General features: G+C 58.2%; 19 protein-coding genes. 8 read left to right on the top strand and 11 right to left on the bottom strand.

The features are described from left to right. Positions 1 to 38: 38 nt before the first annotated feature. From KZH41_RS07520 to KZH41_RS07475, 10 genes are all read right to left on the bottom strand, one after another. Complete coding sequence (locus tag KZH41_RS07520) at positions 39 to 362, bottom strand: tail fiber assembly protein (protein WP_263274620.1); 324 nt, start codon at positions 360 to 362, stop codon at positions 39 to 41. 10 nt (positions 363 to 372) lie between these two features. Continuing rightward, the gene (locus KZH41_RS07515; RefSeq protein WP_263274619.1) at positions 373 to 1,215 is read right to left on the bottom strand and encodes a hypothetical protein; all 843 of its coding nucleotides are present in this window, start codon (positions 1,213 to 1,215) and stop codon (positions 373 to 375) included. Between the two features lie 24 nt (positions 1,216 to 1,239). After that, positions 1,240 to 1,770, bottom strand: coding sequence for a hypothetical protein (locus KZH41_RS07510; protein ID WP_263274618.1), 531 nt, complete (start codon positions 1,768 to 1,770; stop codon positions 1,240 to 1,242). Then, positions 1,767 to 2,405: a phage tail protein I gene (locus KZH41_RS07505; protein ID WP_263274617.1), complete on the bottom strand. Its 639-nt coding sequence runs from the start codon at positions 2,403 to 2,405 to the stop codon at positions 1,767 to 1,769. Before KZH41_RS07505 ends, KZH41_RS07510 begins: the two co-directional genes overlap by 4 nt. Beyond that, positions 2,402 to 3,397: a baseplate J/gp47 family protein gene (locus tag KZH41_RS07500; RefSeq protein ID WP_263274616.1), complete on the bottom strand. Its 996-nt coding sequence runs from the start codon at positions 3,395 to 3,397 to the stop codon at positions 2,402 to 2,404. Before KZH41_RS07500 ends, KZH41_RS07505 begins: the two co-directional genes overlap by 4 nt. Continuing rightward, positions 3,394 to 3,726 (bottom strand): phage baseplate protein, encoded by a 333-nt coding sequence (locus KZH41_RS07495; protein ID WP_263274615.1) that lies wholly within the window; start codon positions 3,724 to 3,726, stop codon positions 3,394 to 3,396. The genes KZH41_RS07500 and KZH41_RS07495 overlap by 4 nt, the downstream gene beginning before the upstream one ends. 9 nt (positions 3,727 to 3,735) lie before the next feature. After that, the gene (locus KZH41_RS07490) at positions 3,736 to 4,347 is read right to left on the bottom strand and encodes a phage baseplate assembly protein V (protein ID WP_263274614.1); all 612 of its coding nucleotides are present in this window, start codon (positions 4,345 to 4,347) and stop codon (positions 3,736 to 3,738) included. A gap of 3 nt (positions 4,348 to 4,350) precedes the next feature. Then, positions 4,351 to 4,866: a hypothetical protein gene (locus tag KZH41_RS07485; protein ID WP_083359890.1), complete on the bottom strand. Its 516-nt coding sequence runs from the start codon at positions 4,864 to 4,866 to the stop codon at positions 4,351 to 4,353. Between the two features lie 23 nt (positions 4,867 to 4,889). After that, positions 4,890 to 5,228, bottom strand: coding sequence for a phage holin family protein (locus tag KZH41_RS07480; RefSeq protein ID WP_083359891.1), 339 nt, complete (start codon positions 5,226 to 5,228; stop codon positions 4,890 to 4,892). 597 nt (positions 5,229 to 5,825) lie between these two features. Continuing rightward, complete coding sequence (locus KZH41_RS07475; protein WP_073637233.1) at positions 5,826 to 6,560, bottom strand: helix-turn-helix transcriptional regulator; 735 nt, start codon at positions 6,558 to 6,560, stop codon at positions 5,826 to 5,828. Positions 6,561 to 6,804: 244 nt separating this feature from the next. On the opposite strand from KZH41_RS07475, the gene KZH41_RS07470 reads away from it, so the two are divergent. The 6 genes from KZH41_RS07470 (at position 6,805) to fdxA (ending at position 12,377) form a co-directional block, all read left to right on the top strand. After that, positions 6,805 to 7,257, top strand: a complete 453-nt coding sequence (locus KZH41_RS07470) for a hypothetical protein (RefSeq protein ID WP_263274613.1) — start codon at positions 6,805 to 6,807, stop codon at positions 7,255 to 7,257. A 184-nt stretch (positions 7,258 to 7,441) separates the two neighbouring features. Next, the gene (locus KZH41_RS07465) at positions 7,442 to 7,810 is read left to right on the top strand and encodes a hypothetical protein (protein ID WP_221294237.1); all 369 of its coding nucleotides are present in this window, start codon (positions 7,442 to 7,444) and stop codon (positions 7,808 to 7,810) included. A 116-nt stretch (positions 7,811 to 7,926) separates the two neighbouring features. Next, positions 7,927 to 8,340, top strand: a complete 414-nt coding sequence (locus KZH41_RS07460; RefSeq protein WP_263274612.1) for a hypothetical protein — start codon at positions 7,927 to 7,929, stop codon at positions 8,338 to 8,340. Between the two features lie 323 nt (positions 8,341 to 8,663). Further along, positions 8,664 to 8,945 (top strand): DUF3077 domain-containing protein, encoded by a 282-nt coding sequence (locus KZH41_RS07455; RefSeq protein ID WP_242154682.1) that lies wholly within the window; start codon positions 8,664 to 8,666, stop codon positions 8,943 to 8,945. A gap of 374 nt (positions 8,946 to 9,319) precedes the next feature. After that, positions 9,320 to 11,911, top strand: coding sequence for a DNA mismatch repair protein MutS (gene mutS / locus KZH41_RS07450; RefSeq protein ID WP_094952855.1), 2,592 nt, complete (start codon positions 9,320 to 9,322; stop codon positions 11,909 to 11,911). A gap of 142 nt (positions 11,912 to 12,053) precedes the next feature. Beyond that, the gene (fdxA, locus tag KZH41_RS07445; protein WP_094952854.1) at positions 12,054 to 12,377 is read left to right on the top strand and encodes a ferredoxin FdxA; all 324 of its coding nucleotides are present in this window, start codon (positions 12,054 to 12,056) and stop codon (positions 12,375 to 12,377) included. A gap of 497 nt (positions 12,378 to 12,874) precedes the next feature. Here the strand turns inward: fdxA and apbC are convergent, their stop codons facing one another. Further along, complete coding sequence (gene apbC, locus KZH41_RS07440) at positions 12,875 to 13,969, bottom strand: iron-sulfur cluster carrier protein ApbC (protein ID WP_263274611.1); 1,095 nt, start codon at positions 13,967 to 13,969, stop codon at positions 12,875 to 12,877. A 172-nt stretch (positions 13,970 to 14,141) separates the two neighbouring features. On the opposite strand from apbC, the gene metG reads away from it, so the two are divergent. Continuing rightward, entirely contained in the window at positions 14,142 to 16,193 is a 2,052-nt protein-coding gene (gene metG, locus KZH41_RS07435; RefSeq protein ID WP_263274610.1) for a methionine--tRNA ligase, read from the top strand. Positions 16,194 to 16,444: 251 nt separating this feature from the next. Further along, a complete protein-coding gene (rsxB, locus tag KZH41_RS07430; protein WP_263274609.1) occupies positions 16,445 to 17,608 on the top strand; it encodes an electron transport complex subunit RsxB in 1,164 nt (387 codons plus the stop codon). Positions 17,609 to 17,643 lie beyond the last annotated feature (35 nt).

Here is a 17,643-nt window from a genome sequence, read left to right as displayed (position 1 = left end):
CAGTGGGCGAAAAAAAACCGCTTACGCGGTCGTGTCAGTTACTGGATAGGCGCTACAGGCCAATCAAGTGAGGCAGGAAAACCCGACTGCTTATCAACGCGGTTCAATTCAATTCGATATAGCTTCCAGGCCCGCAGTCGTGCCACCTCGTCATCGGTTGCCGCCCCCAATTCTTGTGCATCCAACAGAGGTGCGATGCGTATTGCCGCGACTTGCAACAGTTCGTCTCGACGTTGCAGGGTTTCACTGCTAACCAGCTGTGCCATAACCTCTGCCGCATCCTCAGCCGACAAACCAATCCCTGCCAGACTCTCAGCATCTGGATTGACGTATATAGAGCCCTTGTAATTCACTGTTCTCACTTAAAACTCCTTATGCGGAAATCGTTGTATAAGCCTGCCTGGACGTATAGGAACCTGGTGACAAAGTAAGCAAGCTATCAAGCGTTGCCCCGGCACCGAAACCAAAAATAGACACCGTACTGATATCCACCATTTTCGGCACACCGACATTAATGATTGTCGTCTGCGACCCGCCCTTACTAATCGTTGTCTGCGCGAGGCTCAGCTGAACAAAACCGTAATACGTGGTAAAAAGCGGAACGTCTTGAACAACGATTTCGCATTTATGAAAGAACAGCTTGAAGCTCACACTCTCCCCCAAACCACCGTCGCGAGAAAACAACCCTCCGTAATCCGGGCCATATTGCGACACTCCATTTGCTAGCCCTGTTTCGATTCGGCAGTCCGTAAACTTAATAGACATCTCAGTAAAAGCAGAAAAACCTCCGCACACATAGACATTCGAATCAGAAAAGCGAACCAACGCTCCGCGTACAATTGGCTTAGAGGCTTCCGTACCGTAAGGAACAAATAGAAGCGACATATTGTCAACGTTGGTCCCCCCCAGCCCACGCCCGACCTCATAAACCTTGCCACGACGCAAAAAAATAGTAGCAGAGCCGCACAACATAACTCTGCTCACTGCCGCTGCAATAGTTTTGAGTGGCCTATCGGGGGTCAGTCCACTATTGGTGTCCACACCGCTGGAAGAATCGACATACAGAGCCTTATTAACTTCTGCTCGAACAGCAGCTGGTACTTGCTCAGTTGCGGCCGCTACTCTCTGATCGATCAATGAGATTTTTTTATTTACTGTATCTGTTAAAGCATTGCACGCCGATACCAAGCCAGCGATTACAGTTTCCAAACTCATCTTTTTAAACTCCTTGTAAAATCGTTATTTGACTTCCACGTTCATGACACGTAACAAAATCCCCACATACCTCGCCATGTTGTCAATACTGGCCGCGGCGACCTGGGCGAGTTCTTCAGTCATTAAGACATTGAGATTTTCACTGCCCACCACCACCGTCACACTGTCCGTCGGCAACGGCGAAATATCTAACGTGAACCGTTGAAGCACTCGAGCCGCAGACGATTTATAGGTCAGCAACTTTTCCGCAACCGAATAAAGCGCCAGCAATGTCCCGCTGGAGAGATAAAACCCGAACTCGCCAATCTCATACTCGGTCTCGCCATCAAACAGCGCGGCCATCCTGAGTTGCCGGTCACCCAAGTCCTCATAATCCACAATGGCGACCCGTTGGCGTTCATCACGCAAGGCCACTTCTGTGCCGTCTGGGTTGTAGCGGCCGCTGCCAGCACCGATGTGGGTGATTTCGCCCTTCAAGCCCTGGTTCTTTGCCTGCAGCACTTCATCCAAACCTTTGGAGGTGAAGCGCACCAGGCGCGTAATGTCATCTGTCATAGCTGCGTCCTGAGGTCGTAGTCGTTAATGGTGTAGTGCCGGGCAACCCCAGCGCTGTTAAGTCGAGCAACCAAGGCCAGTTCCGGCAGCGCTCCGTCTAGATACAACTCGCCGTCACTTAACGGGGAGTGGAGGGCCTGCGTAAACGCAATCTGACCTTCGGTTTCGTGAACGATGGTGATCGTCGCCTGGTCCCGCTCGCCTTTCGCCGCGTTGATGCGGCGGATCAGCCGGTTATGGTCACCGCCGGACCAACTGCGCCCAATGATCGCCTGCACGTCGAATGTATAAGGCAAACCCAATGGCCGCTGTTGATACCAGGCGGTGATGTTGGGAGTGAACCCCAGTGATTCCACTGCGTAGCTCAAGGCCTTGGGCGTGCCAGCCTGACGCTGTATTTGCCAAGACAAGGCCACGGTGAGGCGCTTTTCAACTTCACTGGCATCAGCATCCCATTCGCTGACACCACGGTCGGCGGCCAGATAAGGAAGAAACTCGGCAGGCGTTTGCAGTGGATTCATCAACGCTGGAAACGGCGGCATCACGCGGTCGAGCAGCTTGCCAAACCCCAGGTCCAACGCCTTTTCCAACGGAGAGCTGTTGGCCGGCAACAAACTCGCTTTGGGCTCATTCATAGCGCACGCACCTCCACCTCGACACCCGTGCAATAAGGCGCCTGGAACGCGCTACCGATAATCGGCGCCAGAGGCTCTAGGATCTGCAGTTGCGCAGCACCGGCACTGTGAATCGCATAGTCGATCCAACTCGGATCCACCCGCCCTTCCAGACGATGACAAGACTCTGCGTAATCCTGCAGCAATTTCTGCGCAGCGACTTGAGTGAGCCCCGAATCCGGGCCGGCGTTGATTTTGGCGACCACGCGGATTTTGTAAGGCAGGATTTGCGCGCTTTGCACGCTGACCAGGTCAGTCTCCGGTCGTACATCCGGCCGTGCGAAATGGCGCCGAACGCCGTCAAGCAAATCGGCAGACGGCGTGCCGTCGCCCTCACGAGAAAGCACGGTGACCATCACTTCTCCCGGCGCTGTACGACGGCCATTGCCATCCTTGACCTGGGCCGCATAGCCGTCCGGATCAAAGGTGTAGCTGACCGTCACCACGCCCGGTGTCGCGCTTTGCACGTTCACCGAAGGCCGCTCGCCGAGGGTAAAAACCTCGCGGCGATACTGCATCCGCGAGCCTGCGGCCGGCGCATGTGGCGCCAAGTAATAACGCAGGCGCGCATCGTCATCGCTTTCCAACGTCGGCGGCACAGGTGGGAAAGCCGCCGGGTCGCCGGGGTCGAGTACTTGGCGCTCCAGGCCCATGTCGGCCAGGCGCGCATCCAGGTTGCTGCCGGTGGCCCACCACGCCAGCATCTGCTTGATACGCGCATTGTATTTGCGCTCGTGGGTTTGCAGGCGCACGCAAAAGGCTTCCAGGGCCAGGGTCAGTAACTCGCTTTCATTGTCGAGGCTGACCTTGAGTTTGGCTGCGCTTTGCGGCGCACGGGTGGCGACATAATCGACGACAAACGCCTTGAATTCAGCCAGCAACGGTTCGAACTCATCCACCGCGACGATGGCCGGCTCCGCCAGTTGGTTCTGGCCGGGGATCAACATGCTCATGTCACGACCTCGAAGGTTTGTTGGCGGTTTTTCCAGGTGCCGGCAAAACGCAGCAACAGGCCGGCACCTTGGCGGGCGGCGACGATGACCTGGGGTTGGAAGTCGCCGATGCCGTTCTGCGCGTTGTAGAACGCTTGGGCGGCGTGGCTTTGGGCGAGGATCAGCAGGTCGTCGCCGAGGTTCTGGCCCAGCAGTTGCGGGATCATCGAGCCATACAGCGGACGCTTCTGGCGGGTGCCCAAAGGGGTGGTCAACGCTCGGGTGGCGCGCTGCACGAATTGCAGCCAGTCATCGACGGCTGCCCCGGTGTTTCGATCGATTCCGATCATGGGATGTCCTTATCGGGGGCTGATGACGCGTCCTTGGTGGTCCACCACCGGGCCGCTGAAGTGCGCGCCGCCGGCATCCAGCAACAGGCTGGTGCCGCCGACTTGCAGGGTGATGTTCTGGGCGCTCATCGTCAGGCTGGCGGCGCCGACCTTGATGTCGACCTGTTCGCGGGAACCGCTGAAGGTGGTTGGGCCGTTGACCCAGTTGAAGGTGTGGCTGGCGTCGTCGTAGTCGCTTTGGGTGCCGTCTTGATGGCGGCGTCGGGTCAGCGTCGCCACGCTGGAAACCGGCGGGAAGCGATCACTGTTGAGGCCAAACAACGCCACTGACTGCGAGCCGCCCTCACCGCCGCCGTAGTTGAGCAACAGGCATTGCTCACCCACGGTGGGGATGCGGGTTTCGGTCTGCGCACCGGCGCTAGGGTTGAAGAAGCGGATCGCCGGCGTGAGCAAGTCGCCGTGGCTGACCTTACAAGTGTTGCTGGCAGCATCGACTTCCTGGCACACGCCGATTCGACAGAAACTTTCGGCGCGTCGGTATAAGTCTTCGAGTTGGGTTTCCATCTCCACTAAACGCTCGATGATCGGCCCCAGTTGCATGCGTAACAGCGCGTCAAACATGGGCTACTCCGCCAGTGGTTTGTATTGATCGGGGTCGTTGATGTTCGACACTTCCCAAGTGCGGGCAAACAGCGGCTGGCCTGTGGGATCGTTGAGCAGCACCGGCCCGAGATAGAGGGTTTGCGTGAAGGAAACGGTCCAAGTGTCGTAGTCCGTTTGCGCAGTGGCCCGCAGAGAGGGAGCGGCGACGATATTCGTCGGCAAATCGCACTGTGCCTGCGGCAGGTTCCAGCGGTTATCCAGCACCAGGTCCATGAGTTGGCTGGCCAGGTCGCAGGCATCAAACGGCAATGCACCCGGCGCGACCATGGCCTTGAGCGAAATGGCCAAGGCGTGGGCTTTACGACCTTCGCGGGAGCGAATGCCCGGGCCGTTGCCCTCGACCGTGATCAATACGCCGGTTTTATCCTCGGCGCCCTGAAAGTCTTGATGAGTGCCGACCTTCAGGTCCGGGAACGCGGCGTGCAGTGCGTCGCCAATGGCTTGGGGCAGTTGGGAGGGTTTTTCGATAAGCGTCATTTTGAGTAGCGTCCTTGCAACGGTTACTGCGGGTCCTGGCGGGAGCCTTCGTTGACGCCGATGCGCTTGGCCGCCCACCGCTCATAAAGGCCGATGGCTACATCCGCACCGGCCATGGCGGTCAGGCAACCAATGGCGCCGGCCGTCCAGATCGACATGCCGGCGGCGTAACACAGCATCAGGGCTGACACCCCGCAGACCATGCACGCCCCGGACCTCAAGGCCAGGCGCCGAATCAGCGACCAACCCCGCGCGCCCTCCTTGTCGGCGCGCCACATTTCGCCGGATACACCGCCGATCACGGCCAGTGCGATCACCAGCCAGATAGGCATTTCCGCTAACGCTTGCTGCTCGTTTGTCATGTCACGCCTCCTGGCTGAGCATTACCGGCGCGGTGCCGGCTTTGTTGGGGTAAATCCATTTATCGGTAGGCATTCCAAAAAGCCCGGTTGCCCGGGCTTTTCAGTAATGATGTCCTCGAACCTTCGGCGCTACTGGCGCGGTACGGTTCTTTCCTCAATGTTTTTCCGACCACGATCCCTGTCTGCCGGATAACTGCTTCTGGTGCTTTACGCTGCACACCCGGGTCAGTTGCCAACCCTCTGAACCGTTAAGGCCGGTTCATCGCTGCCTGTTTTTTGAAGCGGTGAAACTAAAGAGCGTCGGCATCCTTGCCGGTGTTGCCTGGCATCCCTGCCATCGCTTCGATGGCGTCCTTGCCGATGTTGCGTGCCTTCCTTGTCTTCCTTGGCAGCATCCTTGCTGCCTCCACCAAGCCTTGTTGGCTGGCTTGAGATGAAGAATATGCATGTATGCATATACAGGCAATGCACAAATGCATTTATTTTTCCCAGTCAAATGCATCAATGCATTTACAGCCTTGTGGGGTAAGGGTTTGACGGTTTTCTACAGGCGAAAAAAAGCCCGCTCGTTGGCGGGCTGTGTCTTACATAAGAAGGTTAACGGGCGTACATGCCCCACCAGAACACATGACCGAGGATGCTGATCTGCTCATCCTGGATATCCTGGAAGCTGTAGTCCTCGTCCGGGTGCTCATCGCGATTAAAACTGCGCAGGCGAATCCCGGAAGGCAGACGGTAGAGCTGTTTCACCCGCAACTGGCCATTGTGATTAATGGCATACAAGTCGCCATCAACGATGTCGCCAATGCCGCTTTTGCCGGCATTCACGCCCACCGTGGCGCCGTCGCGCAGTACCGGCAACATACTGTTGCCGCGCACCGTCACACACTTGGCCTGGTCGAACTGCACACCGTTATGCCGCAGGCTGCGCTTGCCGAAACGCAGGCTAGCCTTCTCGCTTTCCTCGATGACGAATCTTCCTGATCCAGCAGCCAATTCAACCTCGCGCAGAAAGGGGATCGACACCTCGTCATCATTAACGGGCGTGTCGTCGTCCCACAGGCTTATGTCCTTGAGTTCCGAATGCATCGGGTCGCGCCCGTCATCGCGCAAAGCGCCCACCGCCGCGCGCCCGCGCAAGTGGTCGGTGCTGACGCGGAAGTACTCGGCGATGCGTGAGATGTGCTTGTCCGACGGGTCAACGATCTTGCCGCTGAGGATCCGCGAGAGTGTGGATTGAGGCACGCCGGTACGCCGGTGAAGCTCCGTGGGGGAGATCCGGTCGCGGTCCAGCAGTTCTCTTAAGACGATAGAAACGTTGCGTTTTTGCATAACGGGGATAGTGCCGGGTGTTTTCAGGGTTGGCAAATGCTAATTTGCATATTTAATGCAAATCCAGAAGGCGTTAGCCAACACGTCAGTAAGCAATGGGGGCCTAGGCACTCGTCAATTTCAAAGTCTGAGAGGCTGCTATCGGCCAAAAGTAGCCGCTCATGAGACCCGCAAACTATAGAGATGCTAACCTCGCCTGGGCCAAGCTGACTCAAACGGCCTGAGAAATCCCGGGGGACTGAAAATGGAAGAAGCGCTCTCTTCGATATTTATGCGCACTAAAGGAAAGCCCATAACTTTCAATGGGAAAACCGTCGTTGCGATCATGGAGATCGAGATCACGAAGCCCAGAACCGTCTTTTCAATTCGCCGATTGAGTGCTACGAACGGTCGAGTGCAAGGGTTAGCATTAAAGGCGGTAAGTGGGCAGATCGTGGTCGACGGCTCCCGCGATGGCTATCCCGAGATAATTTTGTGGTCTGATACCAGTCCTGATGCTGTAGAGATAGAAGTGTTTTCCAAAGTCGGAAGTACTTTAAAAATCTGGAACGTATGGAAAAGCACTTTTGGCATGAATGCATGGGTTGGCAATGCAGGAATTCACGTCTGCGAGTCCGATGGCAAGATGACATTAGCGTGTAGCGACGGTGTTGGTGATGTCGACTTCTCCGATTACGTGGTTGTTTTAGAAGAATGATAATGCCGATAGTTATGTCCGCTTTGGGTCGATTGCAGCCCTTCGCATCGGGCAGCTATCGGCCAATACCGGCCATTCCACCTGTCTAATAAACTAGAGGAGTTTCAGATTCCAGTCCGCTCTCTCGTAGTGCGCCGTAAAAATGCACCTAGACTCTGTGTGGTGAGCACCTTAAGGGCAGTACATGGAAATCACGATTAAACGGAAAAAAGGACTGTTTGATAGCGCCTATGGCCATGCTATCCCGCTGGCAATCTTTATTGATGGAGTGGTCGTAGGGCGCCTGGAAACGGGTGAAACATTGTCTCTGGACCTTCCCGACGCCTGCGGGATGTTGCAACTCGGTATGCTTGACCCTGGAAATTCGCCTTACATTGGAAGCACGTCTGGTGAGGTCATATCGACCAGCAACGCACACCGCGTCACCCCTGGGCGAACCGTACAGGCTTTTTCGGTAAAGACCCGGAGATGGGTTCTTTTTGATGTGCTGGGTTTGGCTGGCTCGGCGCCATTTAACCGTTGGGTGCTGCTGCTCGAGATAGATCAAACTTAGGAAGCCCTGACAGGCTGCAATCGGCCAATTGCAGACCTTGGATGTGTCTGGAAAACTGAGGGCGATTCACACTGCCGTTTTCCAGATATCTGTTTATAGCCAGGAGCAAAGTTCCCATGAGCGGGCTGTATGAGAAAACTGAGTCCGCTTTGCGGGCCAAAGACGGTGCGGCCTTCTGGGCTGCACTCGTCGGCGTCGACGCACAAATTACCGCGCCACTTTTGGCGAAGCTCCTGCTGGAAGACTGGCATGAAGAGCATGAAGACATCGTTTTCGAGTTGGGGTTAATCGGGGAAAACTGCGCGACGTACGCGATTACGGAAGCCGCGCAGAAAAATTTCGAGCACCTGATCAGGTGGGGCAACCTGGAAGCGTTCCAGCGCAAGTGCGCTTATGCATTAGCGCGTATTGGCTCTTGCGATTCAAAGGTAGCTTTGGAACTCATGACACAACAGCTCGACCCTGGCCTAAGAAAGTACGCTGAGGAAGGTCTAAAGCATTGGCCGATGCCGGTCAAAAAGCGGGGTTAGCGAGCCGGTTTGTTTTTTCCTGTCTAAATGACCGCTTCTGGCCGAAAGCTGCCTTCACCTTTAAGCCACTGACCAGAGGTCTTACATCTTTAGGTGATCATTTCCGGGGCGTATCCTTCCGCCTGGGTCCGATGGCAACTGGCGAAGCACGGAGGTTACCCATTTCCCAGTTGCACCCACCCCACCACCACGCTACCCTCCCTCCGTCGCTGCCAATTCAGCGACCGGGCCTGATAACCCGTCTAGATGCAGGCGCCAAAAGCGCCACGCATTCGTTCAAACAACGAACGTGGTAGCTCTCAATTGATATGGGAGTTTTACCGATGACCGCTACAAATCCGTCTGCGTTAACCACCCTCGGCGTCACCCCCTTCTCCTTTCACTCCGACCAACCTCTATTCCGCGTCAACAGCGGTGTTTCCCTGCACCAAGCCTTGCATCACGCCTCCGACCTCCTCCACGTTGCCAAGCAGCTTGCAGAAGATGCGGCGATGACCAAGGAGACGGACCGTTATGCCTGGGCATCGCATTACTTGCAGGAGATGGTGAAAGCGGTGGTTGATGATGTTGTGAAGGTGTTGGATTCGCCTGTTAACAATCATTAAGGGCCGACAGTAAAAAAGGGCGGCGCTTATATAAAGGCGCCGCCCTTTTTTGTGTTTTACCTAGCCGTTTACGACCTGCGAAGCCCCGACTTCACGTGTTAACCTTGCACCCATCGCAACAAATGCTGGGCCAAGCGCCCAATGCAGATCAGTTAAGCGACCCCGATTGGGCACGATGTTGAGCTTTCGAACTTCAGCGATGCAGGGGCTGCGGCCTGCAGGTACTGCGCGGCGATCCCTTCGCAGCCTCGCTAAGGCTCGACAGCTCGCACATTCGGCCTGTGTCGTTTGGAAGTCCGCGCTCCGCAACTGATCGACACTGGACCACGCGCCCCCTTTGCCCCATCACTTTCAACGAATTTGCCTACTATCCAATGAGTAAAAACACCTCCGATCTGTCCTCCCACACGCCGATGATGCAGCAGTACTGGCGCCTGAAAAACCAGCACCCTGATCAGTTGATGTTCTATCGCATGGGCGACTTCTACGAGATCTTCTACGAAGACGCGAAGAAGGCCGCCAAGTTGCTGGACATCACCTTGACCGCGCGCGGGCAGTCGGCGGGGCAGTCGATTCCGATGTGTGGGATTCCTTACCATTCGTTGGAAGGCTACTTGGTCAAGCTGGTGAAGCTGGGCGAGTCGGTGGTGATCTGTGAGCAGATCGGCGACCCGGCGACCAGCAAGGGGCCGGTAGAACGTCAGGTGGTGCGCATTATTACGCCGGGCACGGTGAGTGATGAGGCGTTGCTGGATGAGCGTCGTGACAACTTGATCGCGGCGGTGTTGGGCGATGAGCGTTTGTTCGGCCTGTCGGTGCTGGACATCACCAGTGGCAATTTCAGCGTGCTGGAGATCAAGGGCTGGGAGAACTTGCTGGCGGAGCTGGAGCGTATCAACCCGGTGGAGTTGCTGATCCCGGATGATTGGCCTAAGGACTTGCCAGCGGAGAAGCGTCGTGGGACCAAGCGTCGTGCGCCGTGGGACTTTGAGCGTGATTCGGCACTGAAGAGTCTGTGCCAACAATTCTCGGTGCAAGACCTTAAAGGTTTCGGTTGCGAAAACCTGACCCTGGCCATCGGCGCCGCCGGTTGTTTGCTCGGCTATGCCAAGGAAACCCAGCGCACCGCCTTGCCGCATTTGCGCAGCCTGCGCCATGAGCGCCTGGACGATACCGTGGTGCTCGATGGCGCCAGCCGTCGCAACCTGGAGTTGGACACCAACCTGGCCGGTGGCCGCGATAACACGCTGCAATCGGTTGTCGACCGTTGCCAGACCGCCATGGGCAGCCGCTTGCTGACCCGTTGGTTGAACCGCCCACTGCGCGACCTGACTGTGCTGCAAGCGCGCCAGACGTCTATTACCTGCCTGCTGGATGGCTATCGCTTTGAAATGCTGCAGCCGCAGCTGAAAGAAATCGGTGATATCGAGCGCATCCTGGCGCGGATCGGCCTGCGTAATGCGCGGCCGCGTGACTTGGCACGCCTGCGCGATGCCTTGAGCGCGCTGCCGCAACTGCAAGTGGCGATGACTGAACTGGACACGCCGCACCTGCAACAACTCGCCGTGACGGCCGGCACTTACCCGGACCTCGCGGCGCTGTTGGAAAAAGCCATTATCGACAACCCGCCGGCGATCATCCGTGACGGCGGCGTGCTGAAAACCGGTTACGACACCGAACTGGATGAGCTGCAATCGCTGAGCGAGAACGCCGGGCAGTTCCTGATTGACCTGGAGGCCCGCGAAAAAGCCCGCACGGGCTTGGCCAACCTGAAGGTCGGTTACAACCGCGTGCACGGCTACTTTATTGAGTTGCCGAGCAAGCAGGCCGAGTCGGCGCCGATCGACTATCAGCGGCGTCAAACCCTTAAAGGTGCCGAGCGCTTCATCACGCCTGAGCTCAAAGAGTTTGAAGACAAGGCACTGTCGGCCAAGAGCCGCGCTCTGGCGCGGGAAAAGATGCTGTATGAAGCCTTGCTCGAAGACTTGATCAGCCGTTTGGCGCCACTGCAAGACACCGCCGCCGCCCTGGCGGAACTGGATGTGTTGAGCAACCTCGCTGAGCGCGCGCTGAACCTCGACCTGAACTGCCCGCGCTTTGTCAGTGAGCCGTGCATGCGCATCGTGCAGGGGCGCCACCCGGTGGTGGAGCAGGTGTTGACTACGCCATTCGTTGCCAACGACCTGTCGCTGGATGACGATACCCGCATGCTGGTGATCACCGGTCCCAACATGGGCGGTAAATCCACCTACATGCGCCAGACCGCGCTGATCGTGTTGCTGGCGCATATCGGCAGCTTTGTACCGGCGGCCAGTTGCGAGCTGTCGCTGGTGGACCGCATTTTCACCCGGATCGGTTCCAGCGATGACCTGGCTGGTGGCCGTTCGACCTTTATGGTGGAAATGAGCGAAACCGCCAACATCCTGCACAACGCCACCGAACGCAGCTTGGTGTTGATGGATGAAGTGGGGCGCGGCACCAGCACCTTTGATGGTCTGTCCCTGGCATGGGCGGCGGCCGAGCGCTTGGCGCATCTGCGCGCTTATACGCTGTTTGCCACGCACTATTTCGAGCTGACCGTACTGCCGGAAAACGAGCCGCTGGTGGCTAACGTGCATCTCAATGCCACCGAGCACAATGAGCGCATCGTGTTCCTGCACCACGTGCTGCCGGGGCCGGCGAGCCAGAGCTACGGCCTGGCCGTGGCGCAACTGGCCGGTGTGCCGAGCGAGGTGATCACCCGTGCCCGCGAGCACCTGAGCCGCCTGGAAGAAACCGCCCTGCCCCACGAGATGCCCGTGGCAAGCCCAGCTAAAGCCAGCAATAAACCGAGCGCGCCGCACCAGAGCGACATGTTCGCCAGTTTGCCGCATCCGGTGCTGGATGAGTTGGCTAAGCTTGACTTGGACGGCTTGACGCCGCGCAAAGCGCTAGAAATGTTATATGCACTGCAGACTCGGATATAACGCAGACGCTTGCAAGCTGGTAGACTCTCGCGCGGTTTGGGATGCTGCAGGCTTTTAGCCTGGCCTGCAGACTATCGCTCCCGAACCTCGCGAACCCCACCACAAGGGGTTTCGCTGCCGCCGCCTGAGGAGAGAATTAGAAATGACCTTCGTCGTTACCGACAACTGCATCAAGTGCAAGTACACCGACTGCGTCGAAGTGTGTCCGGTGGACTGCTTCTACGAAGGCCCGAACTTCCTGGTTATCCACCCGGATGAGTGCATCGACTGCGCCCTGTGTGAACCAGAGTGCCCGGCCGTCGCTATTTTCTCCGAGGACGAAGTCCCGGCAGAGATGCAGGAATTTATTCAGTTGAACGTTGATTTGGCGGAAATCTGGCCGAATATCACTGAGCGTAAAGATCCGATGCCTGATGCAGCGGAGTGGGATGGCAAGAAAGGTAAGATTGCAAACCTCGAGCGCTAAACGCGCCGCCGCCCAATAAAAAGGCCCTTTGCGGGCCTTTTTGCGTTTCTGCAGGGTGAGTTTCACTTTTCTACAGGCAAAAAAAAGGGGCGGTATGACCCGCCCACATTTTTTCCCTAGTCCCTGTATTCCTTTTCATCGTCCTGATGAATCGCATCCTGCGACGTTCCTTCAACCATCGTTCCTTGATGGCTGTGTCAATCCGTGGACACAGGGCTGATGTTAGAGACTTCCAAGGGAAGTTCAACGGGATCCAACCGCTGAGCTGACAGACTTCAGCACTCGAATTGAAATAAATAATTGTTTAATTTCAATAAGATAGAAAAGTCTTTCGACGATTCAAGACGTACACGCGCGGTAAAAAAACCAAACACTTACCCAAAAGTAGGCGAATGCTTACACGCGCCATTGCGTAAATGCGTATTTGGAAACCGTTGACGAATCCTCAGGCATGAAAAAGCCCCGACACAGTCGAGGCTTGTTTTCCTTCAAACCGATCAGTCGTCGCTGACCGTAATCGTCGGCATTGCCGGCGCTGCTGCTTCTTGCAAGACGATCCGCGCGCCCACATGACGGGCCAACTCTTGGTAGATCATTGCAAGCTGCCCGTCGGGCTCGGCCGCCACAGTGGGCTTGCCGCCGTCAGCCTGCTCACGAATTTCCATCGCCAGCGGCAACGAGGCCAGCAGTTCGACGCCGTATTGGGTTGCCAGCTTCTCGCCGCCGCCCTCGCCAAACAGATGCTCGGCATGCCCGCAGTTGGAGCAGATGTGTACCGCCATGTTTTCCACAACGCCCAGCACCGGGATGTTGACCTTGCGGAACATCTCCACGCCTTTTCTGGCGTCCAGCAGCGCCAGGTCCTGGGGCGTGGTCACGATCACCGAGCCGGCCACCGGGACTTTCTGCGCCAGGGTCAGCTGGATATCGCCGGTGCCTGGCGGCATGTCGATCACCAAGTAATCCAGGTCGCCCCAGGCGGTCTGGGTGACCAGTTGCAGCAGCGCGCCGGAGACCATCGGCCCGCGCCAGACCATCGGCGTGTTGTCATCGGTGAGAAAAGCCATGGACATGACCTCAACGCCCATCGACTCAATCGGTACGAACCACTTCTGATCCTTGACCTTGGGTCGGGTGCCTTCGGCAATGCCAAACATCACGCCTTGGCTGGGGCCGTAGATGTCGGCGTCGAGAATACCCACGCGGGCACCTTCGCGGGCCAGCGCCAGCGCCAGGTTGGCGGCCGTGGTGGATTTACCCACGCCGCCCTTGCCAGACGCCACGGCGACCACGTTCTTGACGTTGGCCAGGCCCGGGATCTGCGCCTGGGCCTTGTGCGCGGCGATCACGCACTGGATGTCGACCTTGGCCGAACGCACGCCGTCCAAGCCCTCGATGGCCATTTGCAGCATCTGCGCCCAACCGTTCTTGAACAGACCGGCGGCATAACCCAGTTCCAACTGGACTGAAACCTGGTCGCCCTGGACCTCGATGGCGCGTACACAGCCGGCGCTGACCGGGTCCTGGTTCAAATAGGGGTCGGTGTATTGGCGAAGAACGGCTTCCACCGCTGCGCGATTGACGGCGCTCATGGGCTACTCCCGAAAAAAGACTGACTGAAACAGGCGGCTATCCTAACCGTTCCAGGCGCCCAACGGCATGCTTTCCAGACTTAGGAATATTCAGAAACCGCGTCACGGGGTGAAATATATTTCCCGGCGCTTTATAGTGGCCGACCTCCGTTTCATCAAGTAGCCGAGCCCCATGTCAGAGCCACGCAAGATCCTCGTCACCAGCGCCCTGCCCTATGCCAATGGTTCTATCCATCTTGGCCATATGCTTGAGTACATCCAGACCGATATGTGGGTGCGCTTCCAGAAGCATCGCGGCAATCAATGCATTTATGTCTGCGCAGACGACGCCCACGGATCGGCCATCATGTTGCGCGCCGAAAAGGAAGGGATCACCCCGGAACAACTGATCGCCAATGTGCAGGCTGAACACAGCGCCGACTTTGCCGAGTTCCTGGTGGATTTCGACAACTTCCACTCGACCCACTCCGACGAAAACCGCGAGCTGTCGAGCCAGATCTACACGCGCCTGCGCGACGCCGGGCACATTGCCACGCGCTCGATCACGCAGTATTTCGACCCGGAAAAGAAAATGTTCCTGGCCGACCGCTTCATCAAGGGCACCTGCCCGAAATGCGGCACCGAAGACCAATACGGCGACAACTGCGAGAAGTGCGGTGCCACTTACGCACCGACCGACCTGAAAAACCCAAGGTCGGCCATCTCCGGCGCCATTCCGGTGCTCAAGGATTCCCAGCACTTCTTCTTCAAGCTCCCGGATTTCCAGCAGATGCTGCAAACCTGGACCCGCAGCGGCACCCTGCAGGACGCCGTGGCCAACAAGATCGCCGAGTGGCTGGATGCCGGCCTGCAACAGTGGGACATCTCCCGCGATGCGCCGTACTTCGGTTTCGAGATCCCGGACGAGCCGGGCAAGTACTTCTATGTGTGGCTGGACGCGCCGATCGGCTACATGGCCAGCTTCAAGAACCTCTGCGACCGCACCCCGGAGCTGGATTTCGACGCGTTCTGGGCCAAGGACTCCACCGCCGAGCTGTACCACTTCATCGGCAAGGACATCGTCAACTTCCACGCGCTGTTCTGGCCGGCGATGCTCGAAGGTTCAGGTTACCGCAAGCCAACCGGCATTGCCGTGCACGGCTACCTGACGGTCAACGGCCAGAAGATGTCCAAGTCGCGTGGCACCTTTATCAAGGCGCGCACCTACCTCGACCATCTGTCGCCGGAATACCTGCGCTACTACTACGCGTCCAAGCTGGGCCGTGGCGTCGACGACCTCGACCTGAACCTGGAAGACTTCGTACAAAAGGTCAACTCGGACCTGGTGGGCAAAGTCGTCAACATCGCCAGCCGTTGCGCCGGGTTTATCCACAAGGGCAATGCCGGCCTGCTGGTGGCCGAAAACGCTGCGCCGGAACTGACCGAAGCGTTCCTGGCCGCCGCGCCAAGCATTGCCGACGCCTATGAAGCCCGCGACTTCGCCCGTGCCATGCGCGAGATCATGGGCCTGGCCGACCGTGCCAACGCCTGGATCGCCGACAAGGCACCATGGTCGCTGAATAAGCAGGAAGGCAAGCAGGCTGAAGTCCAGGCGATCTGCGCCACGGGGGTCAACCTGTTCCGCCAGCTGGTGATCTTCCTCAAGCCGGTGCTGCCATTGCTGGCTGCCGACGCCGAGGCGTTCCTCAACGTCGCGCCGCTGACTTGGAACGACCACACCACCTTGCTCAGCAACCACCCGTTGAATGAGTTCAAGCCGCTGATGACCCGTATCGACCCGGTCAAGGTGCAGGCGATGACCGATGCTTCGAAAGAAGACCTGGTCGCCAGCCAGACCGACACCGGCGAATCTGCACCTGCCGGCAACGGCGAACTGGCCAAAGACCCGCTCTCCCCGGAAATCGACTTCGACGCCTTTGCCGCCGTGGACCTGCGCGTCGCGCTGATCATCAAGGCCGAAGCCGTGGAGGGTGCCGACAAGCTGCTGCGCCTGACCCTGGACATCGGTGATGAGCAACGCAACGTGTTCTCCGGGATCAAGAGCGCTTACCCGGACCCGTCCAAGCTCGATGGTCGGCTGACCATGATGATTGCCAACCTCAAGCCACGGAAAATGAAGTTCGGCATTTCCGAAGGCATGGTGATGGCGGCTGGCCCTGGTGGTGAAGAAATCTACCTGCTGAGCCCGGACAGCGGCGCGAAGCCGGGGCAACGGATCAAGTAAAACTAGGTGGCGAGCGGGCTTGCCCCGTATTGGGCTGCGTAGCGGCCCCATCAGGGACACCTTGTTCCTGCAGATAGAACAAGGTGCCTGGTTTAGGGCCGCTGCGCGCGCCAACGCGGGGCAAGCCCGCTCGCCACGACAGCCCCGCTCGCCACAGTAAGCGGGCTCGCCACAACAAGCCCATCTGCCACAACCAGCGGGCTCACCCCAACCGGCCCTGTTTGTTCAACCGGCATGCCAATGATCACCCCATGACGCTGATTCAACGTATCGACGCGCTGCTGCCGCAGACCCAATGCGGCAAGTGCGGGCACCCTGGCTGTAAGCCTTACGCCGAGGGCATTGCGCTTGGCGAGGCGATCAACAAGTGCCCGCCCGGTGGGCAGGAAACCATCGCGGGCCTTGCGCAATTACTGCGTGTGCCAGTGCTGGAACTGGACACCAGCCGAGGTGAAGCCCCAGCCCTGGTCGCCTATATCCGCGAGGCCGAGTGCATCGGCTGCACCAAATGCATCCAAGCCTGCCCGGTGGATGCGATTGTTGGCGCCGCCAAATTGATGCACACCGTCATCATGGATGAGTGCACCGGTTGCGACCTGTGCGTCGCGCCCTGCCCTGTCGATTGCATTGAGATGCGCCCAGCGGCCAGCGTGCTGCCGATTGTGGGCGACCTGGCGGCCAGTGATCACCAGCGCCACGAGCGTGGCCTCAAGCGCGATCGTGCGCGGCGGCGCTTTGAGCAACGCAATACGCGGCTGCAACGGGAAGAAACACACAGGCTCGCCGAACGCCTTGCACGCGCCAAGCGCTCACTGCCTGTTGCGCCCGTGCACGCTGATACCGCTCAGGCGGCCAGGGATGCAGCCGTCAAGAAAGCCAAAATCACGGTCGCGATGAGTCGGGCCCAACTGCATAAGTCACTGAAGGCGTTTGGTCACCCGCCGACCTCTGAGCAACAGTCGCAGCTGATTGTTCTGCAGCAACAGTTCGAAGCAGCGGAGCAGGCGCTCAGTGCACTGGAGGTGGGCAATCCGCCGCCACCGCCAACCCTGAAAGACCCTGAACTCAAGCGTGCGAAAATCCAGCTAGCCATGCGCCGCGCCGCGTTAAAAAAGGCTCAGGACCAGAACGCTGACGAACAGCAACTGGCCACCTTGAATGCTGCACTGGCCACTGCCGAGCAAACCTTGCATGACGCAGAAGCTGCCAGCGAGCAGCCACGACCCGACTTGCAGCGTGTTGAAAAGCGCCCCATCGACGCCCAACTGCGCCAACTCAAAACCGCCCTGGCTTATGCACGGGCCGATGTGAGCAAGTTGCAACGCCAACCGGGCGCCAGCGTGGATGAGCTGAATGCCGCACAACACAAGCTGGATGAAGCGCAGCGCCAAGTGGACGCCCACACCGACGGTTGATCCACCACAGGCGCTGCCGGGCGTGGTGGCGATGG

Source organism: Pseudomonas sp. YeP6b, from assembly GCF_025642995.1.
In the GTDB taxonomy this organism is placed as follows: Bacteria; Pseudomonadota; Gammaproteobacteria; order Pseudomonadales; family Pseudomonadaceae; genus Aquipseudomonas.
The sequence above is the reverse complement of the archived record's forward strand: the minus strand, read 5'-3'. Positions and strand labels throughout refer to the sequence as shown.